Source organism: Brevibacillus sp. DP1.3A, assembly GCF_013284245.2.
In the GTDB taxonomy this organism is placed as follows: Bacteria; Bacillota; Bacilli; order Brevibacillales; family Brevibacillaceae; genus Brevibacillus.
This window is the reverse complement of record NZ_CP085876.1, coordinates 2,008,042-2,031,418: the sequence shown is the minus strand read 5'-3', so window position 1 is coordinate 2,031,418 and position 23,377 is coordinate 2,008,042. Positions and strand designations below refer to the sequence as shown.

Here is a 23,377-nt window from a genome sequence, read left to right as displayed (position 1 = left end):
CTACTTGTCTATGCCGACCGGCAAATAATAGGATAGGTTGTTTGTAATCGGTCCCCCGACACGGGCTACAATGGCCGATGCCTCTGTGCCGATCCAAAAGGACCCCCAGAGCAGCCGTCCAGCATACGCTCCCTTCATCGTCTGAACCGTTATCTGTGGAAGCTCCACCCGTTTCTGATAAATCATCGGCTGCTCCCAGTAAAACTCTTCCTGATCCTTCTCTTGCAGCGTACCATCTGATGCAAACAGCATGACACCGCCACCTTCCCGCCCAAAAATCGGCTTCGTGACGTAATCCTCCCTGCCTGCAAACCGATTTTCAAAATAAGTCGGCAGCATGTAAGCTTCGATGATCGCGTGTTCCTCTTTTGTAAAAAACTCATTCGCCTCATGTAAGTTCCAGATGAGCGCCTGCAAAGCCTTCGTCTGAATGAGAAACGCAGAAGGGGGATTAATAATGGCCAGCTTTTTTTGTGCAATCAACGAAAGCACATGCTCACCAGTCGGATAGCCATCTTCATCCTGTTCTACCGCCAGCTTTTCCAAAGCATGCAGACGGTACAGCACATCGACTGGCAGTAGCTCCTCATTCTCCTTTACATAGAGACGGTCTTGCCAAACACGCAAATCCTCCAAAGCGGCAAACCGAGCAGACAGACCCGATTGGTTCAGTAAGTACAATGTCGTTCCCTTATCTTCTTCATGCCAGTCGAGTGAGCTAAACCAGACAGAATTCGTATCATAGCCTTGCACCCGATACGCGTCGACCACCTTGCTGAACGCTGAACGCAACTGCCGCTCCATCCCTTCATTCGGGTCTTCCCGTAGGAAATGGCGACAAGCACGACCGTTCACATAAAAAGCCTCGACGATTCCTGTAGGGGTATCGCTGTTACACTCAAGCATCTTCAATCCTTCTGTCGTCTGGGCAAAATCAAAGCGTCCAATCACAGTCGGCACTGTTTGGGAAACGACGATCCTCACTGCCTGCAAAGCCTGCTTTGGCACTCCTAGTTCCAACAACAGGGAGTCCTCTGCACGCTGCAATACCGGAACGACCTTGGTAAAGATTTGCCCAAGCCGCTTGGTTGCCATCGCGATTTCCTCTCGAAAGGCGGGAGTGATCAGGTGAATATCATAAAGCGCATATTCTTCACCATACATCCAATCCCAGGTAAATACGCCCTCTTCCCGCATCGGGCCATACAGCGCCTCTCGTTCTCGTCGGTTATGGTCTTCCACTTCCCTCACCTCACCCGGAGCTGGAATAGCCCGAGCTGCCGATACCGCCCTTGGAGCTGCTCGTGCTTATCCCACTCGATACTCCAGATTTGCTCTTGTAAGACCTGTAAGTAGAGCTCGAACCCCCACTGCTACTGCTATCGTCACAATAGCCGTCATTGTCGTTATCGTAGCAATCATCATAGTCGTCCTCGGAAGAACAACCGCTGATCGCAAGTGCAGCTGCGACGAACAGACCGACTACTTTCTTCGATTTCGTTTGTGCCATTTTTCTTCCTCCTACACTGGCTTCGCGTAGTAAACATAAACCTGCCGATCTTCATCCACCTCGGCCGATGTCTTCTCCCATTCGCGTCCATTCACGTACAAATAATCGCTTTGCAAATGCAAGAGAGCATCGTCATCGTCCTTGAAATAAAACGTGTGTACATGAGGATAAACGCGTGCATTTTCTTGATATTCACGCATTTCGATCTGGATGCTGCCCCAGCGTGCAGTCACAGCCTCCGCGTAATCGACAGCTTGCTCTTCTGTTGAGCGCTTGACGTAAATGACATACGTGCCGTTTTCGATTGCACAGGACGTCTTTTCATAAACGACATGCCCCTTCACCAAATAATCGCAAGCGAAACGCAAGGAGACCTCATCTTTGTTCACGTTGTCGTAGTAAAACTGAACAGGGTATCCCCTCTCCTCATCTAGCAGCCGATATTCCATTCGTGCCATTTTTCTCACCTCTTTTACCTATCACAGAATAGCAAATCATTCGCAACAATTTTATACGTGCGCCGAAACATTTGGTTGCCAATAAATGAAAAGAAATCCAGCAGAGCCATAAACCACTACATAAGTCCTACTTCTTTTGTTCCTGTTACTGTCGAATCATACCGCGGATCGTTTCATGCAAATGTCCGTTACTCGCCACTAATGAAGGAGTGTGATCTTGTTGGAATGGCTCATGCTGATACGGTTTTCCAGACCAGTCTGTAATCGTTGCACCCGCCTCCTGAGCGATAACAATTCCGGCGGCCACATCCATAATATTGGATCGTTGCATCACGATATAATCGAGCCATCCGTTTGCCAACAAGCACCAGTCCAGTGCAGGCGCAATATTTCGCATGAGACGCTTGGTCTGGAATACAAACGGTTCCGTAAACGTCATCTCTTCTTCCTTCGTTACCGTGTCGCGGCCACGGATATACGTACCAACTGCACGTGTGAGGTCTTGGCGGTTATTGACGGTCAATCGTTTTCCGTTCAAATAGGCTCCTTTTCCTTTTTCCGCCCAAAACATTTGACCCGCTACCGGATTGTAAACGACGCCCAGCACCAACTCGCCCTTGTGCTGCAACGCAATCGAGATCGAAAAATACGGATAGCCAATAAAATAGTTATTCGTTCCATCTAAAGGATCGATAATCCACAGATACTCTTCCTCGCGGGAAACCATTCCGACCTCTTCAGAAAAAATGGTATGTGTCGGGAAGTGGCGATGCAGCACCTCAATGATGCGCTGTTCACTGCCTTTATCCTCTGGCAGCTTCACGTCGTTATGCAATTCCTCATCGGGCACGAGCTGTTCCAGAAAACGTTCCTTCAAAAACGCACCCGCGACACTTGCTGCTTCTTTTGCAATTTCGATCATGTCATTTCGCTCCTTTTTCTCTTTTGAACAACCTTCCACTTGCACTTATACTGGAAACATTACTATCATAGAAAGACACCCGAAGGAGGGGGATAAACATGAACACCGACTTCATTCGGCTGAAAAATATGGAAGGTGAACTCAAATTCACCCAAACGAACAATAGCTACGGCTTCTCTGTCACCACAAAGGAGCTCGTTTTTTTCAAGCCACACATGACCTACCATTTGTTTTTGCAGGATATCGTCAGCATGGTTCCGATGAAGCTGGACGTTAGCCCTATCACGTTTCGGCATCAGAGTGAGACGGTTCATGCCTCATTTGGTTCCGATTACTACAAGCTGACCACCAAGTGGGCGCGGATTGTTTCGCGATCCGGTATCGTCGAAAAAGAAAACATGGAGTTTATCGTGCCGCTTTCCGCAAAAATGCTCACTTATATTTCGGAATACAGCGGTCTCGTTGTCATCAAATAACACCGTCAACCCTCGCCTTCACCTTTTTGGTGTGGAGCGAGTTTTTTTATTTCTGATCATTTCTGGATAGCACAATGAACGTTCCTGTACCGTGGGCAATCCGCCTATCCCAATCATCGTAGACACTGCCCTCCATGACGACCAACGTGTTTCCGCGATGCAAAAAGCTCGCTTCTGCGCGCAGCCGCTCCCCTATTCCCGGAAGCAAATAATTGAGCTTCAACTCTGTCGTCACTGCATACTGATTTGGTGGCAAGGACCGATTGATCAAGGAGCCCATCGCTGAATCGATCAAGGTCGCGAGAATTCCTCCATGCACAACTCGCCCTGAATTGTGCATAAAAGGGGTCAGAGGCAATTCGAAGCGATACGACTGTCTTTCTCCGTCTATGAAGTCTCCCTTTAATCCAAGAAACCCAGAGATAAACGCGCTATTCCGTTCCCGCTTCTGGTGAATTGCAGCAACAGCCAGCTCGAGAATGCGGCGCTCCTCGTCATTCCCGTCCGACCAGATGTTTTTTAATTCATCTAACATTTTGTTCACTCCAACCGAAATAGAATCGATTCTTCTATTTTATCCCAAACAAGCTGATTTCGCTATGATTCCTAAGCGTATGGCAATCGAGAGCAGTTGTCCGAACCATTCGAGACTGAGCAAATGTTCAGACTTTTACAGTTGTTTCTGTTATTAAAAATTGATAAGATAGTTCAAAATATAAGACAGGCATTATCCGTATTGGAAGGGAGTTTTACAAATTGACCAGACAACGAAGTGACATGATCAAAAAAGGATTCGACCGCGCACCGCACCGCAGCTTGCTTCGTGCAGCAGGTGTAAAGGATGAGGATTTCGATAAACCGTTTATCGCCATTTGCAACTCGTACATCGACATTATTCCAGGTCACGTGCACTTGCAGGAGTTTGGAAAACTGGTCAAAGAAGCCGTTCGTGCTGCTGGCATGGTTCCATTCGAATTCAATACGATTGGTGTTGACGACGGAATTGCTATGGGACATATCGGGATGCGCTACTCCCTCCCGAGCCGCGAGATCATCGCAGACAGCTTGGAAACCGTTGTCGCTGCTCACTGGTTTGACGGCATGATCTGTATTCCAAACTGTGACAAGATCACACCAGGCATGATCATGGGTGCGCTTCGTGTCAACATTCCAACCGTATTTGTAACCGGTGGTCCTATGAAAGCCGGAAAAACGAGTGATGGCCGCTCCATCTCGCTTTCCTCCGTATTCGAGGGTGTCGGCGCTCACCAAGCAGGCTTGATCAACGACCAGCAACTCGAAGAGCTGGAGCAATATGGATGCCCGACTTGCGGTTCCTGTTCCGGTATGTTTACAGCGAACTCGATGAACTGTCTGCTCGAAGCCATCGGATTGGCTCTGCCTGGAAACGGTACTGTACTCGCTGTCTCTCCTGAACGTCGCGAGTTGGTACAAGCATCTGCTGAAAAACTGAAAAATCTGATTGAACGCGACATTAAGCCACGCGACATCGTGACACTCGAGGCAATCGACGATGCATTCGCACTCGACATGGCGATGGGTGGGTCAACCAATACTGTTCTCCATACACTGGCTATCGCACAAGAAGCAGGCATCGAATACCCAATCGAGCGCATCAACGAAGTAGCGAAGCGCATTCCGCATATTTGCAAGCTGGCACCTTCCTCCGACTATCATATCGAGGATTGCCACGAGGCAGGTGGCGTATCAGCAGTTCTGAATGAAATCGCGAAAAAAGCAGGCGCGATCCATCCAGATCGCATCACCGTAACGGGCAAAACCCTCGGTGAAAACTTCGCTGACGCTGAAATCAAAAACGATCAAGTCATTCGTCGCCTGGACAACCCGTACAGCGCTTCCGGCGGTCTCGCTGTTCTGTTCGGCAACCTGGCTGAGCAAGGCTCGATCATCAAAACAGGCGGTGTCGATCCTTCTATTAAAAAGCACGAAGGTCCAGCGATCTGCTTCGATTCCCAAGAGGACGCTCTGGCAGGAATCGCTGCTGGCAAAATTAAATCCGGTCACGTTGTCGTCATCCGCTACGAGGGACCTAAAGGCGGCCCAGGCATGCCAGAAATGCTGGCTCCTACCTCACAAATCGTGGGTATGGGCCTCGGTAAAGAAGTCGCTCTCGTCACAGACGGACGCTTCTCCGGTGCTTCTCGCGGGATCAGTATCGGCCACGTGTCTCCAGAAGCCGCAGAAGGCGGACCAATTGCCTTCGTACAGGACGGAGATATCATCTCGATTGACCTCGAGGAGCGCACGATGCAACTGCTTGTGGATGAAGCCGAGCTGGCTCGCCGCAAAGAAGGCTGGAAAGAATTCGAGCCAAAAGTAAAAACTGGCTATCTGGCTCGTTACTCCAAGCTGGTAACGAATGCGAGCATGGGCGGTATTTTGAAAATCTAGTGTTGCAAGTATAAGCAAAACCCTTCCTCTGTGAATCATCGTCACTCAGGAAGGGTTTTTGTATTGACTTTTCCAGCTAATCCCTTCTACAATCAAGTTAATAAATTTTAACTGGTTAAAAGGATTGTGATGGATAATGGAGCAAAAGTCGATTTTTATCATCGAAAACTACGAACAGCTAAAAGTGATCAGTGACCCGTTACGCACGAAAATGCTGATGCATCTGGTGGAAAAACCGCACACAGGGCAACAGCTCTCCCAACTTTTTGGACTGTCCCGCGCGAAGATTCTCTACCACCTGCGTGAGCTAGAGAAGCATGGCATCATCCAGTTGGTTAAAAAAGAAGAAAAGGGCGGCAACATTCTCAAATACTATCAGGCAGTGGCAAGGGGCTTCATACCCGCTGATCATCTACTCACGTATACGGAGTCGAAGGAGGCTACCAGGCAATCCTACGTCGAAGTGTTGCAACGCGCGAAAACAAGAGCACTCAGTGCTCCTGAAGAAGCCTTTGCGCTAACGTCATCGGAAGTCGAGAATTGGCCGCGCATCTCCCTGCAGTCTGAAGTCAGAGTCAGCGAGCAGGCGTTTGTGTCCTTTTTGCAAAAATACCGGAACCTGCTCCACGAATTGCAGCAAAGCTCCCTGGATGACCCATCTTCGAAGCAGGATTACTACCTGATGATTACGGGATTTCAAATTGATGAACCGTTATTTAAAAAGGATGGACAGGAGTAACAAAGGAAAATGTAAGACGATAATTCCACATGTGTATGAAAAGCCTATTCGAGTAGGTTTTTCTTTCGGACATATGGTTAATATTTTTTAACCGGTTAATAATAAGGAGCGTGAATTTCCATGGAAGCTGTCCCCAAGCAATCTACCCTTCCCTCAGCGGATACATCCCGCTTGTTTACGAAACCTTTTACCCTTCTTTGGTTGTCCGCCCTTTGTTCCGGACTCAGTATCTCACTCTTTCTTTTCTCGCAAACCTGGTATATCATCCAGGTTTTATCTCAGGAGGCTTCATTAGGCCTCGTATTTATGGCGGCAACGATTCCCAGAATCGTCTTCATGCTGATAGGCGGAACGCTCGCTGACCGGATGAGCAAAAAGAGAATCCTGTCGATCACAAGCATGTTGAAAGCATTTTTGATGCTTCTGCTGGGAGGAATCATCTGGTGGGGGTATTCCTCTCTTGCGCTGTTTGTTTGGTTCGCTCTCTTCTTCGGGACCATTGATGCCTTTTATTGGCCAGCTCAAAATTCGTTCATACCGTCAATCGTCCCCTCTTCTTCCCTTTTGCGAGCGAATTCTGTGCTGCAAACGACAAACCAAACCTCTCAGCTGCTCGGTCCTGTTCTTGCCGGTTTTGTGATTGAGTGGGGCAGCTACCCCCTTTTATACGGCTTTGTTGGGTTGCTTCTTCTGGTTGCAAGTGTATCTGCATGGTGCATGCCGAAACAGGAACCAGCTGTTCTTTCTAAACCACAGCAAAAGCTCAACGAATCTATCAAGGAAAGCTTCTGTTATGTCAAACAATCGGATTTCCTTCCCTTGCTATTGACCTCCATCATCTGCCTGAACGTATTTTTGATGGGTCCCTTATACATCGGTTTGCCGATTTTTGTAGATCAGGTGTTATCTGGTTCTACCCTGCAGTACAGCTTTTTGGAAGGGGCACTCGCTTTTGGCATGCTTGCCGGGGCAATCGTGCTCGCACTCACGACACTGGGTCAAAACAGGTTGCAGATCGCCTTTCTTTTCATGATGATGCAAGCACTTGTCTTCTTTGCTTTTAGTCTCACCCAACAGTTCTGGCTAAGCTTGCTTATTCTTTTTACGCTTGGCCTCACGTTTTCTCTCATTAATATTCCGATTCTCTCTTTTGTTCAGGAAAAGGTGCCACAAGCCTCGTTAGGGAAAGTCATGAGTTTGGTCTCGCTCTCCTCTTTAGGCTTGCAGCCGATTTCACAGGCGATGACGAGTCTATTGATCGCAGGCGGACTTACGGCCAAGGAAGTGATGCTGCTTGCCTCCATCCCCCTCTTTCTTGCTTCCTGTTTCTTTTATTGGCGGCAAAAGTACGCTCGGCCTGCAAAGAGATCCGATTGAGTTTTGCGCGAAAGCAAAAAGGGATGATCTGCAATGGATCATCCCTCTTTCCTATTTTATATTTACAAAACTTGCATATTCACGCATCGCAACTTTACAGTGTGCGATACGTATTAGTAAGTAGAGAGCCAGACGAGTAGATTACAAGACTCGTCGTGCCGAAACGAAGCGCTTCTCCCAGGACGTGCCCTTAAAGGTCGAATACGTCACTCCTGGTTTTCCATATGTATGTAAGAGTTTGTTGTTGCCTGCATAAATCGCCACGTGGGTGATCCGTTTGGATGTCGTCGTTGTGCTCGCCTTGAAGAACACCAGATCTCCTTTTTTCAGGTTGGCCTTGGACACACTCGTTCCTTTCTTTGCTTGATCGCGAGAAGTACGTGGCAAGCTCTTGCCGACTGCGACTTTAAATACGCGCTGTGTAAAGGAAGAGCAATCAAATACGGCTGTGGTACTACTGCTCGCACCGAATTTATAAGGCGTACCCATATACTTTCTTCCCGTGGCAATGACCTTGTCCGCCCTGGATTGTGACCATGCAGCCTCGGCTACATTTTGCTCTCCTGGCAGTGGAGCGACAATCGCTGTGACTCCCAATGCTACTCCCAATACGATTCCTATGAGGGCTTTATGTAATTTCATGCTGTTCATCCTCCCTTTTCTTGTGAAAAAGATCCCTGCTAAACAAGGGACCATTTTATGCAAAGTTTGGCTGACCTCTCACTTGTTCTCTACTTTACCAAAGCCCACCCTCTATGAAATTACCAAAAACTTACCAAAAACTATTTTTCCAATTGGATACGATTACCGCTTGACGCCTTCGTGCTTGATTTAACAGGCATTCCTCAAATTTTCAGTCTATTTTTTTGCCATAATGTCCCTCTCAAATTGGCAAAATTTATCCAGCCCCTATTTGTTAAAACCCGCGCCCCATGCGACTTTTGTCCTAGTTCCATTTACAAAATACCCCTTTTCCCTCCTTTTTTACGTAATCTGCATTTGGAATCTCTCTTCCCTTTCTTCTCTCTCTACTTGCAACTAGCAGGGAGTCATCGTAAAGTAGATAGGAGTTCGTTTTGAAGGAGGCACATATGCGACTGCGTAACATTCCAGGTGCCGAAGCGGCCCTGAGAGAATATCCGACGTTCGTAGACAATCCCCTTTCCTATAAAGGAAATTGGAAGGAACGCTTCGGGAATAACAATCCGATTCATGTGGAGATCGGCTGTGGAAAAGGACGTTTCATTAATACACTGGCCGAGCGTCACCCTGACATCAATTTCATTGCGGTTGAACTGAAGGCGGAGGTTGTTCTGCGCGCTGTTCAACGTACGGAGTACAAAGCTATTCCGAATCTGGCTTTTGTCCAGTACGACGCTTCGAAGTTGACCGAGTTGTTTGCCGATCATGAAATTTCTCGCATCTATCTAAACTTTAGTGATCCGTGGCCAAAAACCCGTCATGCGAAACGCCGTCTCACTTACAAAAGCTTCTTGAACACCTATCGTCAGGTGCTTGTGGCAGACGGTGAGCTTCATATGAAGACAGACAACGAGAAGCTATTTGAGTTTTCACTCAACCAATTCTCTGCGGAGCGCTTCCAGATGCGCAATATCACCTTTGACCTGCACCAGTCCAAGCTGGCGGCAGATAATGTGATGACGGAGTACGAGGAGCGCTTTTCTTCTCGTGGGCAGCGCATTTATCGGGTGGAAGCGAGCTGTGTGATTAAGTAGAAATCCTTTTTGTTTGAGTCAACATAGTGCAGGAGAAGAAAAAGCACAGTTCTCTTCGACTCTGACACGCCCGCAAGGGGGATTCACTGGACGTCTCCATTTCAAAAAGGGGACCGTCGATCCAAAGCCACCCTACGGGCGGAAGTTTCTCAAGGAAGAAGTGTTCGACAAGCGTGGCCCCCTTTTTGAAGTTCCGACTGGGTAGCCGTTGTCAAGGTCTGCGAGATCTGTGCTTTTTCTTCTCGCCCAGCTTTGTTGGTTCGTCGGCATTTTCTAAATGCCTATCTAATACAAAAAGACCCTCCGCACTCTCAAGTAGGATTTGAACCTTACTTGTGAGCACGGAGGGTTTTTTATTATTCTTTTTGCCGCCCGACGCTCTTGTATACGCGCTCTGGACGTCCGACGACACCGTACGAAAGGTCTGCGATGGCGTCTCCTTTGGCTACCAAATATTCGAGGTATCGCCTTGCTGTTGAACGGCTAATGCCTGTTTCTTTGCTGACCAAATCCGTCGTGGCCTCCTGTGTCTGCATGAGAAAGCCTGAAATCTTGTCCAACGTAATTTGGTCGATTCCTTTGACTGCCCTTGTCTCGGTTGTCTTCTTTTGGCCTGTCCGGGCAATGAGCTCATCGATTTGGGCTTGACTGATCTGATCGGTGTCTTTTTTCCAATCACTCACCTTTTGCCTGAACTCCTGATAATTCCGTAGGGTTTGTTGCAGGCGTGCAAAGATAAGTGGCTTGGTAATAAAATCGAAAACGCCATAGCGGATCGCCTCTACAACCGCATCCACTTCTTTGGCTGCTGTCAGCATGATGACATCCGTTGTAGGGAACTGCTCCTTTATGATCGACAAAAAATCGAGGCCGTCCATATCTGGAAAATAAATGTCGAGCAACACGAGATCAGGCTGCAAAATTTCCATTTGGTCCTTAGCCTCTTGCCCATTCGTGGCAATGCCAATCACCTCGTACCCCTCCACTTTTTCCACGAAGCGCCGGTTTACCTCTGCGATTCTCAGGTCGTCTTCAATAATGAGTACCCGTATCATCTATAACGGCCTCCTTCCGTTCTGCCGTGCGTGCATCCTTTGGTATCGTCACAGTAAAAATCGTTCCGCCTACCGGATTTCCCGTATGCGTAATATTGCCGTGTACATGTAAAGCAGCTTGTTTGACTAAGTGCAGTCCATAGCCATGATTCGGCTGTTGTTTGGTAGAGAAGCCCAGCTCAAAGATTCGTTCAGCATTTTCTTCGGAGATACCTGGCCCTCGGTCCTCTACCTCTATGAGCAAGACCTCTTCCATATTGAGCAAAAAGATCGTGATTTCTGGTGCAAATGCACCTGGAGCTTTTACAGCATCCATCGCATTATCTATCAAATTGCCGAGAATGACAATCAGCTGTGAGCGATCAATCGAGGTAGGAATGTCACGGAAGTTACTTTCTGGATCAATTTTCAATTCCACTTTGCGTTCGTTGGCTTGATTCAGCTTCCCGAGCAACAAGCCACCTATCAGTGGGTCGGGGACTTCTTGCATAATAAACGTCGTATTGTGAACATGCACATTCAACTCAGAAGAGATCGTTTCAATGGCTTCCTGATACGATTCAAGCTGAATGAGTCCTGATATGAGATGCAGTTTGTTGGAATACTCGTGCGTCTGGGAACGGAGGACTTCCGCATACTCCTTCACTCGTGACAGCTCCTGTGTGACCTCGAACAGCTCGGACCGATTGCGAAAGCTCGCTACCGCACCCATAACATGGCGCTCCTTATCCATAATCGGTACGCGGTTCACGACTAATACGTGCTCGTCCACATTCGTTTCGCGGTCAAATTCGGCTTTTCCTGTCTCAATCACCTCATGAAGGCCCAGCGAACGCACCAGCTCGTCCTGTTTGTCCATGATACTGTCTTTATCCTTCGCTTGCCCCAGCATATGGAGAGCGGTCTGATTCGCGAGCGTGATCGTCCCTTCCTTATTGACCGCCACAATGCCTTCGCGAATCGATTCTAGCACTGCTTGATTTTCCTGATACAATCGCCCGATTTGTTCTGGCTCCAAACCAAATATGGCTTTCTTTACATTCTGCGAAAGAATGAGCGTAGCCACCACACCCAAGAGTAAGGTGACGATGCCGATGACGAAGATTCGATTGCGATACGATTCGATCGTTTCATTTATATCCTCAAACAAAAAGCCGACAGAAACGACCCCCATCACCTTTCCATCCTCATCATAGATTGGAGTCTTTCCTCTCAGTCCGGGGCCAAGCGAGCCGACTGTTTCAGAGATGATGGATTGCCCCTCAAATACTGCCTCATTGTCGCCTCCCACCATCTTTTTGCCAATCTGCTCTGGATCAGGATGTGAATAGCGGATGCTTTGCAAATTTCCTACTGTGATAAAAGCCGCATTCGTATCCACGCGTATTTTTTCCACGATTGGATTGATAATCTTAGCAGGATCTTCTGCGTCAAACGCCTGTTTGATCTCGGACATCTGTGCGACGGTCTTGGCGGTATGCAGTGCGCGTGTTCCGATCTCATGCTCCAATACGCCCGCCAGCATCTGTTCAAACATCGTACCAAGTATGACAATCACACCAAAAAGGAGCGAGCAAATAATCAACATCAGCTTGCTGTGAAAACGCACATCGTTCCCTCCTCTTCTTCTCATTGTATCTCATTTCGCTCGATGACGAAAAAAGAGGCCATGAGCAGGCCTCTTTTTTTATTTCTTCCTTTTTATAGTTGACTAGAATGAGATGACTCCGGTAAGAAGAGCAAGCGCAATCATCACGATCGATGTTCCAAACGCCCATTTCAGGATGAACTTTTGGGTTTCTGCATAATCGACCCCAACCATTCCGATCAACAGGTACTGTGCTGCAAACAATGGGCTGAGTACATGCAGCGGTTGACCCAGGATGGAAGCGCGGCCAATTTCCGCCGGATCGATTCCGTAAGCGGCCGCTGCATTTGCCAGAATTGGAACGATCCCGAAGTAATACGCATCGTTCGACATGAAATACGTGAATGGCATGCTTGTCAGTGCTACGAGTAGAGGCATATGGGAACCAAGTGAATCTGGAATCCAGGAAACGAGTGTGCTCGCCATCGCATCGATCATTTTCGTTTCAGTCAGGATGCCTGTAAAGATTCCCGCAGCGAAAACCATGGACACCGTAGCCAGTGCGTTAGCTGCGTGGGCTGCAATCCGTTCTTTCTGATCTTGCATTTTCGGGTAGTTAATAAACAGGGCAATGGCAAAAGCGAGCATGAACATCGTCGGAAGTGGCAAGAAGCTCGTAATCAGGCCGACCATCAGTGCTGCTGTCAACAACAGATTGAACCAGATCAGGTGCGGACGTTTCAGTGCAGCAGTCTCATCCGTCGCCGCCACTTCTTGTCCTGCAAGCGATTGCAAATCTTCATCTGGTATCTCAATAATCCCCAAACGCTTACGCTCTTGTTTGCCCAAAATACAGGCTACGATCATAACCCACGCAATTCCGCCAATCATCACAGGAATAACAGGGACAAAAATCTCGGAAACATCCATATGGAGTACACTCATGACACGCGCTGTCGGACCACCCCAAGGCGTCATGTTCATGACACCGAGTGCGAGCATCGGCATGACTGCCAAAATCATCGGTCTGATTCCCAGCTTGCGATACAAAGGTAACATCGCAGTAACGGTAATCATATAAGTCGTGGTTCCATCGCCATCCAGTGCGACCAAGGTAGCGAGAATCGCTGTACCTACAATAACCTTCAGTGGGTCACCCTTCACAATTTTCACGATTTTCTTAATTAATGGGTCAAACAGACCTGCATCCATCATGACTCCAAAGTATAGAATGGCGAACAACAGCATAATTCCCGTAGGCGCAATTTTCTTGATGCCTGCAAGCATCATGTCGCCAATTTCTGTACCAAATCCGCTAATCAACGCAAAAACAACAGGAACAACAATTAAAGCAACTAATGCCGAAAGCCGTCTCGACATAATCAGGTACATGAAAACGGCTACCATAAGAAATCCAAGTAATGCCAGCATACGCTAGTTCCCCCTTGCAAGAATGCGCTTACAATGATGTTGTAGCAACCATGACGAATGCGCTTTCATATTGTGCTGTCATTATAACAATGTTCGTAAAAATCCGAATAGAATATGCGCATAAACTGTTTTAACCGCATTTCCTCTATTAACATCATAAAAATTATGACATGCGCATATGGTGATCGGAACATGAATGTACATATAGTCCCTTTGTGTATTACCCATCCTCTTTTTTTGAATCGACTTCATTTAACTTCGATATCAAATAATATTTACAGCCATATATCGACATAGTTCTTCACTGAAAATAATGCTTTAGACTTACTTGAGTCATTACGATAACGGGCAGTTTTGTTCATTTAGTGACAGAAATTTCGGTATAATATAATTACTTGGTTTTGTGGAGGGACATTAGGTCTTACGACATGAAGAGGAGGATATCTCAATGAAATTAACTGTGCTGGTTGATAATAACACTTACATCGACCGCTACTTTGTTGGTGAGCCAGCTGTTTCTTATTTAATCGAAGATGAAGATAAGAGGATACTGTTCGACGTAGGTTACTCAGATGCGTTCATTCGCAATTCAGAAAAGATGAGAATTGATTTGAGAAAACTTGATTACGTTGCGCTGTCACATGGACATAACGATCATACCTGGGGATTAGATCCCCTCATTCGAATGTTTTCTGAAGCGAAACTTGAACAATTAGAATTCAGACTTCCAACCATTATTGCTCATCCCGATGTATTCTACAGCAAACTCTTGAATGGTGAAGAAATAGGGAGTTTGCTAACTGCTGAGAAAATCACTAGGCATTTTAAATTGGAATACACCAAAAAGCCGGTGTGGCTGACGGAGAAGTTGGTCTTCCTAGGTGAAATTGAAAGGACTATGCCTTTTGAAGCGGATAACGCTATTGGACAAGTTGCAAGAAATGGCGAAAACTCAGAGGACTACCTGTTGGATGATTCTGCACTGGTTTATAAAGCTGAAAACGGACTTGTCATCATTGTTGCATGTTCGCACTCAGGAATCTGCAATACCATTGAGTATGCCAAAAAAGTTTGTGGAGACGATAGGATTCTCGATATAATCGGAGGATTTCATCTGCTAAACCCTGGAGAATATCAAATGAATAAAACCGTGGATTATTTTCAGACTATCAAACCGACATATTTACATGCTTGTCATTGTACAGATTTGAAATCGAAAATTGCATTATCAGATGTGGCGAATGTATTGGAGGTTGGAGTGGGTTTAACTCTTGAATTTAGATGAGACTCATTGAGCTAACGAGGTTCGATAGTTTAAGATCATGTACGGTGAACCGTATCACAAGTAACGGTAAAGTTGTTTAACTAAGGAGGTCAACCAGTAAAAACTGGCTAACCTCATAATACGAAAGGGCAGTAGTACGAAGGTTCGCCACAGAGAACCTATTTAAAAATACGATTAATTTCGTTGATTTCTTCTTCTGTCAGGTGGACGTCTACTGTTTTTAAATTATCCAGCACTTGCTCTGCTCTTTGTGCTCCGGGAATGACAACATCAATTGAATCATGTGTTAAATACCAAGCAAGGACTATATGAGCAGCTTCAGCATTTTTTTTATTTGCAATTTTACGGAGCTGCTCTACCTTTTCTAGATTTTTTTTGAATTTATCGCCCTGAAAGTTAGGCATATCTTTGCGTAGATCATTGAATGCCATATCCTTATTGTATTTACCGGCAAGCAAGCCTGATGCTAGTGGAAAGTATGGAATAAACGAGATATTATTCTCTGTCGTATATGGAAAGAATTCTTGTTCCGCTTCACGCTGCAGCAAATTGTAGTTTCCCTGTAATACATCGACATAACCATCCTTATTTGCTTCTTTTAATTGTTCCAGTGAGAAGTTAGAAACGCCAATTGCTCTTATTTTACCTTCGTCCTTTAGCTGTTTTAAGACTCCAACCGCCTCATCTTTTGGTGTATCCTGATCTGGAGCATGAATATAAAATAAATCTATGTAATCTGTTTGTAGCCTTTTCAAACTATCTTCAACGGCTTGTTTTAAATAAGCAGGCGAATTATCCATGGTAACATCATTGCCGACAAGTGTAAGGCCACCTTTTGTTGCAAGGATGAGTTCATGACGCTTTCCTGCTTCTTTTATCACTTCACCTATTAGCTCCTCTGAACGTCCTGTTCCATAAAAAAACGCTGTATCTAAAAAATTCACTCCATGGTTGATCGCAGCCCGCACCAAATCTTTTCCTACTCCTTCATTTAAATTAGGATAAATATTGTGGCCACCTACAGCGCTTGTTCCAAGTCCGATTGGATTGACAACGAAATCTGTTTTACCAATTCGTGTTTGTTTCGTCATTCTCTTCAACTCCCTCTCATTTTTAAGCTTAGCGTACGTTTTCGCGCGAGGTTTTTACCGGTATCTACATCATAATTCATTACGTTACGTAAGTTTCAAGTGCAGTGTCCTTACATGCCTTCATCGGAGAAATGAATCCTTACGATCGGGTTCGATAACGAGGACAGGCATGTTGCCTCTCGACCTATGCCGAGGATGAGAATAACCTCTTGTCCGGACAACGGCTCTGCTATAAACGATATATTGCGGCGGTTCGTCGATCCATGGCCGAACCGCGAACGATTCCCTACAATGCGGAAGGAGCTGCCCCGATGGATTTTGATTTCCCATTGCTGAAGCAAGAGATTAAAACGGCGGCAATGCAGGCCTTTGAAGAGATGAATAAGACGTGCCAGGACGATAGGATAATCGCCTTTGCGTTGTACAGCGACGAAGGCGCCATGACGGTATGCCCTGCTGTCAATACGGAAGCGCATCTTGATGGAATTGTCGAGAGCGATCCGGAACATGCGCTGTATTTCAAATACGAGCCTGCGGAATGGAGGTTCGAAGGTCAAGGGGCTGAGGAGGCCTTCGACGCGATTTGCGCGAAGTTGCGAAGTTTCATCCTGACTGAGGAGCCCTCGGCAAGACATGAAAGCGGCCGTTTCGTGGCGTTTCGGGAGGCGTTGTACGAAACGTGTATCGAGGTGCTGGAAGAACTGGTACGCTCGGGCATCTTTTCCGATGCTGTTGGTCGCGACATCATCGTCTTGTTTGCAGTTTCCGACTATGAGTTCGAGACAGATTCGTATATGCGGATGATTCGAAGGCTGAATCCCGACGACACCATCCGAAAGGAATGCGCGGCTTATGTGAAAAAATGGAGCGATTAGCCCCGAAAGACCTGCCTCCATTGATTTTGGGGCACTTGTTAAGCTAAAGGGTTCGATGAGGCAGTCTATAACCGAGCATTTTAGTGAAAAAGAAAGCAATTCATAAGAAATATCCATTTTTATCCCGGGAACAGTCGCAACAAGTGAATCCGGATTCCGTTTCCTGCTCACCATTTGGGTCGATGAAGTGGATGAGGTCTGTGAAGAATTGAAAAAACGTGGAGTTGCTCTACTTAACGGTCCGATCGACCGGCCGTGGGGAGTGCGAACGGCTTCATTCGTCGATCCGGCAGGACATGCCTGGGAGATCGCGAAACAATTGGCATAGGAACAGATTTAAAACATTGTATTTAGCGGCTGGATCGATAGACCCAGCTTACGAAAAGAAAAAGAACGGCACGAATCAGCCGTTCTCTCTTGTATTTTATACATCCCGTTTTTGAAACACCCGAATGGACAGCGCCAGCGCCACGATGCCATAGAGAATCGTGTAGATAAGCATAGCAGTGCTCGGAGGAGAAGTCGTACCGAAAATTCCTTGCGAAGCGAAGGAAAGCGGGTCGTCAGCTGTATCAAATAGCGAAAGCGTCATTTGCCTGAATAGCGAATCGGATGGAAAAACCAGACTGGAAATAATCCCGATGTTCGTGAGTGAGCTGTTACTAAAAGCAACACCAAGCTGCTCGATAAAGCCACCAATGAAGCTGATCCCGTACAGAATGATCAGGATAATGCCGCCTGTTACTGTTGTAGTCATACTGCTCAAGAACATGGCTACACAGACAAGAATGATCGGCATACCTACGAAGAAAGCGGCTGCTTTCAGGATTTGGGCTCCCCCTACCTGAACAGCCAACGCACCGCCGCCCACCCATTGGTTGATCGCCAAAAGTCCGAAGAACATCAGGAGTGCGTATATCCCCAACATACTTGCCAACCCGAAAAATTTCCCCAAAACATATTTGTAGCGAGGAAGGGCGCGGGCCAGCCACGTGTCGATTTGGTGGCTCTCGATTTCAGATGCGATGCTCCCGACACTGCTCAAAATCGCCAAGAGTGCCGTAATAACGGAACCAAAGTACAAGCCCATCCCCAAGAGCTGCGTGGAAAAGAAGTTTTTTTGCAACAAAGCTTCTGGACCTAAGCCCCCGAACGATTCCTTCATTTCCTTGACCGCATAGCCTGTGGCAAGTCCAAACAGCAGCAGGAAGGCCATCGACATGATCAGTGTAATCGTGAAGATACGCTTGGAGATCATTTCTCTATACGTGATTTTGATGATCGGCCACATGTCGTTCCCCCTCCTTTCTCTGCACCCAATACAGGAATACGTCTTCCAGTGATTGCTGCTTGCGCACGACTTCATGTACCCCAGCCCCGGATGCAATCAACTGTTGCAACAGAGCGGGTACCCGATTGTCCTGATCCAACGTCATTAGCCATGTATCACGGTCTTCCTCTTGTCTTACGAGACGACTCTCTGTGACGAAGGAAGGAAGCCCGTTATGAAAACCTGCGCTATCCTTGTCCACTGTCAATTCAATTTGTGGTTGGACGCTGCTCAGCTTGCGCCAGTCGCCATGTACGACCAGTTCACTGCGGTGAATGATCCCGACGTAGTTGCACACGCTCTCCATTTCACTCAGTAGATGACTGTTGAGAAAAACCGTTTTTCCTTGGTCACGCAGCCGCGCGATCAGTTCACGTACTTCTTTTCGTCCGATTGGGTCCAGTGCGGAGGTTGGCTCATCGAGGAAGATCAGCTCTGGATCGGATAAGAGGGCGCAGGCAATCCCGATACGCTGCTGCATGCCTTTGGAATAGCCCCGGATGCGTTCACGCTCGCGTCCAGCCATTCCGACCAGCTCAACGACATTTTTTATCACGGAATTGCTCTCGCGATGTGTTAATCCACACAACTCGGCATGATGCTCCAAGAGCTGTTGACCCGTCAACCAATCAGGATAACGGAACAACTCTGGCAAGTACCCTACCTTTTTCCTTGATTCTACACTGCCAATCGGCTGCCCAAGCATTACCGCTTTGCCATTCGTTGGGTGCAATAACCCGAGCATCGTCCTGACAAAGGTACTTTTACCCGCTCCATTTTGCCCGAGAAAACCAAATACGGAGCCGCGCGGTACTTGTAGCGTAATATTTTTGCAGCCGGCTTTACCGTTATATTGCTTGGTCAACTCCCAGGTCTCTATCACATAATCTGACATCGTTTCCCTCACTTTCTCCATTGCAAACGGGACAAAGCAGAGCCCCCCTTTTTCAGGAAAACTCTGCCAATGCCCCACTATTTGTTTACTTATTTCAGTTGTTTTGCAAAATCCAACAGCCCATCAGCGTTCTTGTCGCTGCCTTCCAGCATGTGAATCTGTCCATCCTGCTGCCACATCAGATGTGCATTGTATTCACCTGTGATCAGCATTCCGTTTTGACCGTTCACTTTTACTTCCTTCATCTTGCTCTCGCCGTCTGCCATGTATGGCACAGGAAGGGTATGCTGCCAGTCTTCGATGCTAATCATTTGCTTTTTCACTTGATCTGGAATGAACGGCAGGGCCAAGAGTGTCTCGCGAAGCTGTGCCAGATCAACTCCCTCTGGTGCGCTTAGCTCAGGTGCGTCTATGACAGAGTAGCCATAGCTTTCTTTTCCTGCGGTCATCCAGACGTTCTGCATCTGTGGGATCTTCAAGGAGAAGCGTTTGCCACTCAGCTTTTCATCAAAGCGCGCCTCTACCTGCAATTGCCCCAATAGCTTGTTTGCACGATCCGCATCGATTTCCATGTGCATGGTGTAAGGGGAATTGACGTTTACGCTATCCACCGTGACATCCTGCGGTAGCTCAGGCAGCTTCACTCCAGCCTTTACAGCGGCTTCTTTGCTGTTGTAATATTGGTTTCTTTGTTCGAGCTTCTCTTGATCGGTTTCATCAATCCAGATTTTTCCGATCCCATTCAATTCCATCTCGCCCACATTGCCGTTTGCGATCCATTGTTCGATCTCACGCAAATCGTCTTGAGTCACTTTGACAAACTCTACTTTATCCATGCGGAAAATGGACAGAAAATCGTTCGCTGCTGCTTGTACTTGGGGGAAAGACAGGGACACAGCCAATACTGCTGCTGCCGAAGCACCTGTCACCCATCTTTTTGTTTGCTTGTTCATCTGATTCCAGCTCCTTCTGATTGTTGCTCGATTGGTTATCGCTTGTCTCTCTTGTGCATATGTGTCAGTCGATTTCTCGATCGCTTGCGAAAATCGCTGCCATGCTGCTTCTGTATTGACTTTCACATCGTTTGTCTCGGAAAAAGCATGCTCCATCTTCTCACGAGTCCAGCTATCCAAAGCGGACAGTTCGTCCATCTGTGTGCGACAGGTTTCACAGTACTCCAGATGAAGCAGGAATTGCTCACTTTCTTTTGAGCTGCATTCACCGTCTAAGAACGCCTGGATAAAGCCTGTATCGGCACATTTCATTCCTCTTCCCCCCTCATCCGGCCATATATGGTACGAAATTTACTTTTCGCTCTCGCGAGGAGTGTTCCCACCGAGCTGATCTGCGTGCCAGTCGCTTTAGCCAACTCCGCATAAGGAAATCCGGAATATTTCATGACCAGCAAGGTTCGTTCCCGCTCGTCTAGCTCTTCTAGCACATCGCGGACGATACTCTGGGACTCTTTTGCAAGCCACATCTCTTCTGTAGAAGGACTGACATGCTCTTGCTCGGATGCACTTCGCTCTTGTCTTGCGTACCTGCGTTTTTCTGAACGAAGATAATTGTACGCTGCGTAGAGCGCGGACTTGGACAGCCATGCGGGGATATGTTCGATCACCGAGCGATCCGTATGGTAAAAGGAGAGAAATACATCCTGTGCAATATCTTCTGCTGTTTGTTGCTCTTTCACAATTCGCATGATCTGTCTGACCACAAACGGATAATAGGTCGTAAACAATTCTTGAAAGGTATCTGCTTGATCCTCTACTCGAGCATGGTTCATCACCAGGTTTGCTTGCACCTCCACTGGATTCCTCCTTCCTACGTGCGCCATTGACGAATGCCTCTACTGCATCGTTCATCTAATAGAAACCGCCAAGGCGATTTTTGTGACAGGAAGAATGAAAATTATTTTTCATCTAAAAATAAATCGGGCTTCTCCAGGAAACGGCGCGTCAATTGATAGTGCTCCGTATCGCGATATTTCACCTCTTGTGCAGGCGATTCGTCAAAATTGAGGATAGTCGCTCCGGGATAGCCCAATAGAATCGGCGAGTGCGACGCAATGATAAATTGTGCTCCTTCTTCCACCAAATCGCGCATCAAGTACAAAAAAGCGATTTGACGCTTCGGTGAAAGAGCAGCCTCGGGCTCATCCAGCAGGTAGATTCCCCTGCCGTTGAAGCGATTGGCAAACAGTGAGAAAAAAGATTCTCCGTGTGATTGCTCATGCAGCGAGCGTCCGCCGTAATGTTGATAGCTTTTCGGGCCCATCTCATCGATATGGCTGGCAAACTGATAGAAGCTCTCCGCTCGCAGGAAAAAGCCATTCGTTATTTTGGGCAGCCAGGAAAGACGTATGTAGTCACCCAGAATCGCCTCCGAGCGATGCACCTCATAAAAGTTGTGACGCGATCCTCCAGCCGTGTTAAAGCCGCACTGATAGGCGATCGATTCCAATAAGGTCGATTTGCCCGAGCCATTCTCTCCTACAAAAAAAGTGACACTGCTCGCAAGCTCGATCTCTTCCAGCTTGCGCAAGGAGGGCAGGTGAAACGGATATTCTTTCGTGTTGGGAAATTTTTCTCGCAGCAGCTTGATCGTTCGTAAATAAACCATTTTTGACCTCCACTCTCATTATTTTCCCGACTCACGCCGATACATCCTTATAAGGGCGCCTTTTTGAACGCTCATTTATTTGGGGGAGAAGTATCCGTGGACAAGGTTTCCTTTCTTCAGGAAAAAAGTACATTTCATATGAAATATCCGGATCAGAGCGACATCGCCTTTTACCGGTGGTATACGACTCAATATCCAAACGAGGCGATCGGTTGGTTTCACCTTGGTCAAGAACGAGAAGCACAAGGAAACTCGGAACAGGCTCTCGAAGCGTACAGGCGTGGTCTCGTATCCAAGCAAGGCTCATATTACAACGAGACGCGTGACGCTTATCAACGACTGCTGCGGGAGCGACAGCGCAATTCCTTGGGCACTCGAACACGTTTACTTTTGGCTTCGCTCTTGTTTCTCTATTTTCAATTCGCTTTTTCGCCAGGACCGTTGAGAGATGCGTCATCCAAGACAACGCCACAGGCTGCCAAACAGCCCGTACCGACAACAGCTCAAACGCAGCCACATGTCGAGGTCATCGCAGTTCCTCCTACACTCAGTGCCCGTGAGCTATCTGATCAGGTCCGGCGCTATGTAGAGTCCAGGCGTCCTGCTCTTATGCAGCCTTTTACAGTGATGGTTGTCCCAGAAGTACCTGGTTCGCCGTTGTTCCGTCCCTTGCTGTTTTATCAGCCGCGCGAAGTCCGAGGCATCTTGCGTTACAATCCGACGAGTCGGACTGTTCTCAGTGAAAAATGGTGGGATAAACCTGTGCAGTTGGAACGAGAACCGACACTTGCCACAGGCAAGGCAGAACTCACGGATGAGCAGCTAACCCTCCAGCATGTACTGATCTTGCGAAATGCTTTGTATCGCTATTATCAGCAAACGGGTAGGTTGCCTGCCCAGCTGTCTGATCTGGCTGACGCTTATCCAGGCAATTATTTGCCGCAAATTCCAGTACCGCCAAAGAGACTTTTGTTAAAAAGCTATCCGTATCATCCCAAAGCCTTCTTGCCAGAGTCCGCATGGGACAGCTTGCGCAATGTGCTTCCGCTTCCCGGCTATCCGGAGCCAGTGGTGCCTTTCGAACCGTTACAGCTTCACTTGACTACCTCGACACATACGATGAAGCTCATCAGCGGTTCCCATTTGGTACGCAGCTATCCCGTCGCCATAGGCAAAAACGATTCTACACCCGAAGGCTACTATACCATTCAACAAAAAATCAATCAGCCCCGCGGACATGACAATATTTATGGAACGAGGGGCATGGTCTTCCAGGAGAGCGGGTATGCCATCCACGGGACAAACCATCCCGAGAGCATCGGCTCATCTGTTTCGCTCGGATGTGTTCGCTTGTACAATGCCGCTGTCGAGGAGCTGTACACCTTTGTTTCATTGGGGACAGAATTCATTATCTCCAATGCCCCGTCCTCTGCCCAGCCTTGGAGCAATCCTGTTCCATTCGTTCTCCCGGCTGGCCCTGAGGAAGAGACGCCACAAGTCATTTACAATTGGCTCCATTGATTCTTTGGCTACGTAAAGAAAAGACGTGCGGAA

Annotated in this window: 23 protein-coding genes and 1 pseudogene; 9 read left to right on the top strand and 15 right to left on the bottom strand. The window is 47.4% G+C overall.

Annotation, left to right across the window (positions count from 1 at the left end; genetic code table 11):
- The 4 genes from HP399_RS09380 to HP399_RS09365 all read right to left on the bottom strand — a co-directional run bounded on the left by HP399_RS09380 (window position 1) and on the right by HP399_RS09365 (window position 2,890).
- On the bottom strand, window positions 1–1,242 hold the full coding sequence (locus HP399_RS09380; protein ID WP_173618576.1) for a glutathionylspermidine synthase family protein: 1,242 nt from the start codon (window positions 1,240–1,242) through the stop codon (window positions 1–3).
- A gap of 10 nt (window positions 1,243–1,252) precedes the next feature.
- Window positions 1,253–1,510: a hypothetical protein gene (locus tag HP399_RS09375; RefSeq protein WP_173618577.1), complete on the bottom strand. Its 258-nt coding sequence runs from the start codon at window positions 1,508–1,510 to the stop codon at window positions 1,253–1,255.
- A gap of 11 nt (window positions 1,511–1,521) precedes the next feature.
- Window positions 1,522–1,968 (bottom strand): hypothetical protein, encoded by a 447-nt coding sequence (locus tag HP399_RS09370; protein WP_173618578.1) that lies wholly within the window; start codon window positions 1,966–1,968, stop codon window positions 1,522–1,524.
- Window positions 1,969–2,113: 145 nt separating this feature from the next.
- Complete coding sequence (locus tag HP399_RS09365) at window positions 2,114–2,890, bottom strand: inositol monophosphatase family protein (protein ID WP_173618579.1); 777 nt, start codon at window positions 2,888–2,890, stop codon at window positions 2,114–2,116.
- A 98-nt stretch (window positions 2,891–2,988) separates the two neighbouring features.
- Here HP399_RS09365 and HP399_RS09360 point away from each other — a divergent pair, with 98 nt between their 5' ends.
- On the top strand, window positions 2,989–3,366 hold the full coding sequence (locus HP399_RS09360; protein WP_173618580.1) for a hypothetical protein: 378 nt from the start codon (window positions 2,989–2,991) through the stop codon (window positions 3,364–3,366).
- Between the two features lie 46 nt (window positions 3,367–3,412).
- On the opposite strand, the gene HP399_RS09355 is transcribed toward HP399_RS09360, so the two are convergent.
- On the bottom strand, window positions 3,413–3,901 hold the full coding sequence (locus HP399_RS09355) for a PaaI family thioesterase (protein WP_173618581.1): 489 nt from the start codon (window positions 3,899–3,901) through the stop codon (window positions 3,413–3,415).
- A gap of 221 nt (window positions 3,902–4,122) precedes the next feature.
- Here HP399_RS09355 and ilvD point away from each other — a divergent pair, with 221 nt between their 5' ends.
- The 3 genes from ilvD (at window position 4,123) to HP399_RS09340 (ending at window position 7,915) form a co-directional block, all read left to right on the top strand.
- Entirely contained in the window at window positions 4,123–5,799 is a 1,677-nt protein-coding gene (ilvD, locus tag HP399_RS09350; protein ID WP_173618582.1) for a dihydroxy-acid dehydratase, read from the top strand.
- A gap of 136 nt (window positions 5,800–5,935) precedes the next feature.
- Complete coding sequence (locus HP399_RS09345; protein ID WP_173618583.1) at window positions 5,936–6,538, top strand: ArsR/SmtB family transcription factor; 603 nt, start codon at window positions 5,936–5,938, stop codon at window positions 6,536–6,538.
- Between the two features lie 120 nt (window positions 6,539–6,658).
- Complete coding sequence (locus tag HP399_RS09340; RefSeq protein ID WP_173618584.1) at window positions 6,659–7,915, top strand: MFS transporter; 1,257 nt, start codon at window positions 6,659–6,661, stop codon at window positions 7,913–7,915.
- Between the two features lie 141 nt (window positions 7,916–8,056).
- Here the strand turns inward: HP399_RS09340 and HP399_RS09335 are convergent, their stop codons facing one another.
- Window positions 8,057–8,557, bottom strand: a complete 501-nt coding sequence (locus HP399_RS09335; protein WP_173618585.1) for a C40 family peptidase — start codon at window positions 8,555–8,557, stop codon at window positions 8,057–8,059.
- Window positions 8,558–9,006: 449 nt separating this feature from the next.
- Here HP399_RS09335 and trmB point away from each other — a divergent pair, with 449 nt between their 5' ends.
- The gene (trmB, locus tag HP399_RS09330; RefSeq protein ID WP_173618586.1) at window positions 9,007–9,651 is read left to right on the top strand and encodes a tRNA (guanosine(46)-N7)-methyltransferase TrmB; all 645 of its coding nucleotides are present in this window, start codon (window positions 9,007–9,009) and stop codon (window positions 9,649–9,651) included.
- A gap of 356 nt (window positions 9,652–10,007) precedes the next feature.
- Here trmB and HP399_RS09325 read toward each other — a convergent pair whose 3' ends face one another.
- From HP399_RS09325 to HP399_RS09315, 3 genes are all read right to left on the bottom strand, one after another.
- Entirely contained in the window at window positions 10,008–10,706 is a 699-nt protein-coding gene (locus HP399_RS09325) for a response regulator (RefSeq protein WP_007721481.1), read from the bottom strand.
- On the bottom strand, window positions 10,684–12,339 hold the full coding sequence (locus HP399_RS09320; RefSeq protein ID WP_173618587.1) for an ATP-binding protein: 1,656 nt from the start codon (window positions 12,337–12,339) through the stop codon (window positions 10,684–10,686). The genes HP399_RS09325 and HP399_RS09320 overlap by 23 nt, the downstream gene beginning before the upstream one ends.
- 78 nt (window positions 12,340–12,417) lie before the next feature.
- Entirely contained in the window at window positions 12,418–13,725 is a 1,308-nt protein-coding gene (locus HP399_RS09315) for a CitMHS family transporter (protein WP_173618588.1), read from the bottom strand.
- A gap of 448 nt (window positions 13,726–14,173) precedes the next feature.
- On the opposite strand from HP399_RS09315, the gene HP399_RS09310 reads away from it, so the two are divergent.
- Window positions 14,174–15,010, top strand: a complete 837-nt coding sequence (locus tag HP399_RS09310; protein WP_173618589.1) for an MBL fold metallo-hydrolase — start codon at window positions 14,174–14,176, stop codon at window positions 15,008–15,010.
- 158 nt (window positions 15,011–15,168) lie between these two features.
- Here the strand turns inward: HP399_RS09310 and HP399_RS09305 are convergent, their stop codons facing one another.
- Window positions 15,169–16,101 (bottom strand): aldo/keto reductase, encoded by a 933-nt coding sequence (locus tag HP399_RS09305; RefSeq protein WP_173618590.1) that lies wholly within the window; start codon window positions 16,099–16,101, stop codon window positions 15,169–15,171.
- A 311-nt stretch (window positions 16,102–16,412) separates the two neighbouring features.
- Here HP399_RS09305 and HP399_RS09300 point away from each other — a divergent pair, with 311 nt between their 5' ends.
- Entirely contained in the window at window positions 16,413–16,976 is a 564-nt protein-coding gene (locus HP399_RS09300; RefSeq protein ID WP_173618591.1) for a DUF4303 domain-containing protein, read from the top strand.
- A gap of 124 nt (window positions 16,977–17,100) precedes the next feature.
- Window positions 17,101–17,304, top strand: a pseudogene (locus HP399_RS09295) (VOC family protein); the annotation flags it as partial.
- 96 nt (window positions 17,305–17,400) lie between these two features.
- Here the strand turns inward: HP399_RS09295 and HP399_RS09290 are convergent.
- From HP399_RS09290 to HP399_RS09270, 5 genes are all read right to left on the bottom strand, one after another.
- Window positions 17,401–18,267, bottom strand: coding sequence for an ABC transporter permease (locus HP399_RS09290; protein ID WP_173618592.1), 867 nt, complete (start codon window positions 18,265–18,267; stop codon window positions 17,401–17,403).
- A complete protein-coding gene (locus HP399_RS09285; protein WP_173618593.1) occupies window positions 18,239–19,201 on the bottom strand; it encodes an ABC transporter ATP-binding protein in 963 nt (320 codons plus the stop codon). Before HP399_RS09285 ends, HP399_RS09290 begins: the two co-directional genes overlap by 29 nt.
- An 89-nt stretch (window positions 19,202–19,290) precedes the next feature.
- Window positions 19,291–20,466 carry an anti-sigma factor family protein gene (locus HP399_RS09280; RefSeq protein WP_173618594.1) on the bottom strand — a complete coding sequence of 392 codons (1,176 nt, stop codon included), beginning with the start codon at window positions 20,464–20,466 and terminating at the stop codon, window positions 19,291–19,293.
- Window positions 20,463–21,011, bottom strand: a complete 549-nt coding sequence (locus HP399_RS09275) for an RNA polymerase sigma factor SigX (RefSeq protein ID WP_173618595.1) — start codon at window positions 21,009–21,011, stop codon at window positions 20,463–20,465. The genes HP399_RS09280 and HP399_RS09275 overlap by 4 nt, the downstream gene beginning before the upstream one ends.
- A gap of 101 nt (window positions 21,012–21,112) precedes the next feature.
- Window positions 21,113–21,823 (bottom strand): AAA family ATPase, encoded by a 711-nt coding sequence (locus HP399_RS09270; protein ID WP_173618596.1) that lies wholly within the window; start codon window positions 21,821–21,823, stop codon window positions 21,113–21,115.
- 96 nt (window positions 21,824–21,919) lie between these two features.
- Between HP399_RS09270 and HP399_RS09265 the strand changes: the two genes are divergently transcribed.
- The gene (locus HP399_RS09265; protein WP_173618597.1) at window positions 21,920–23,344 is read left to right on the top strand and encodes a L,D-transpeptidase family protein; all 1,425 of its coding nucleotides are present in this window, start codon (window positions 21,920–21,922) and stop codon (window positions 23,342–23,344) included.
- Window positions 23,345–23,377: the final 33 nt, after the last annotated feature.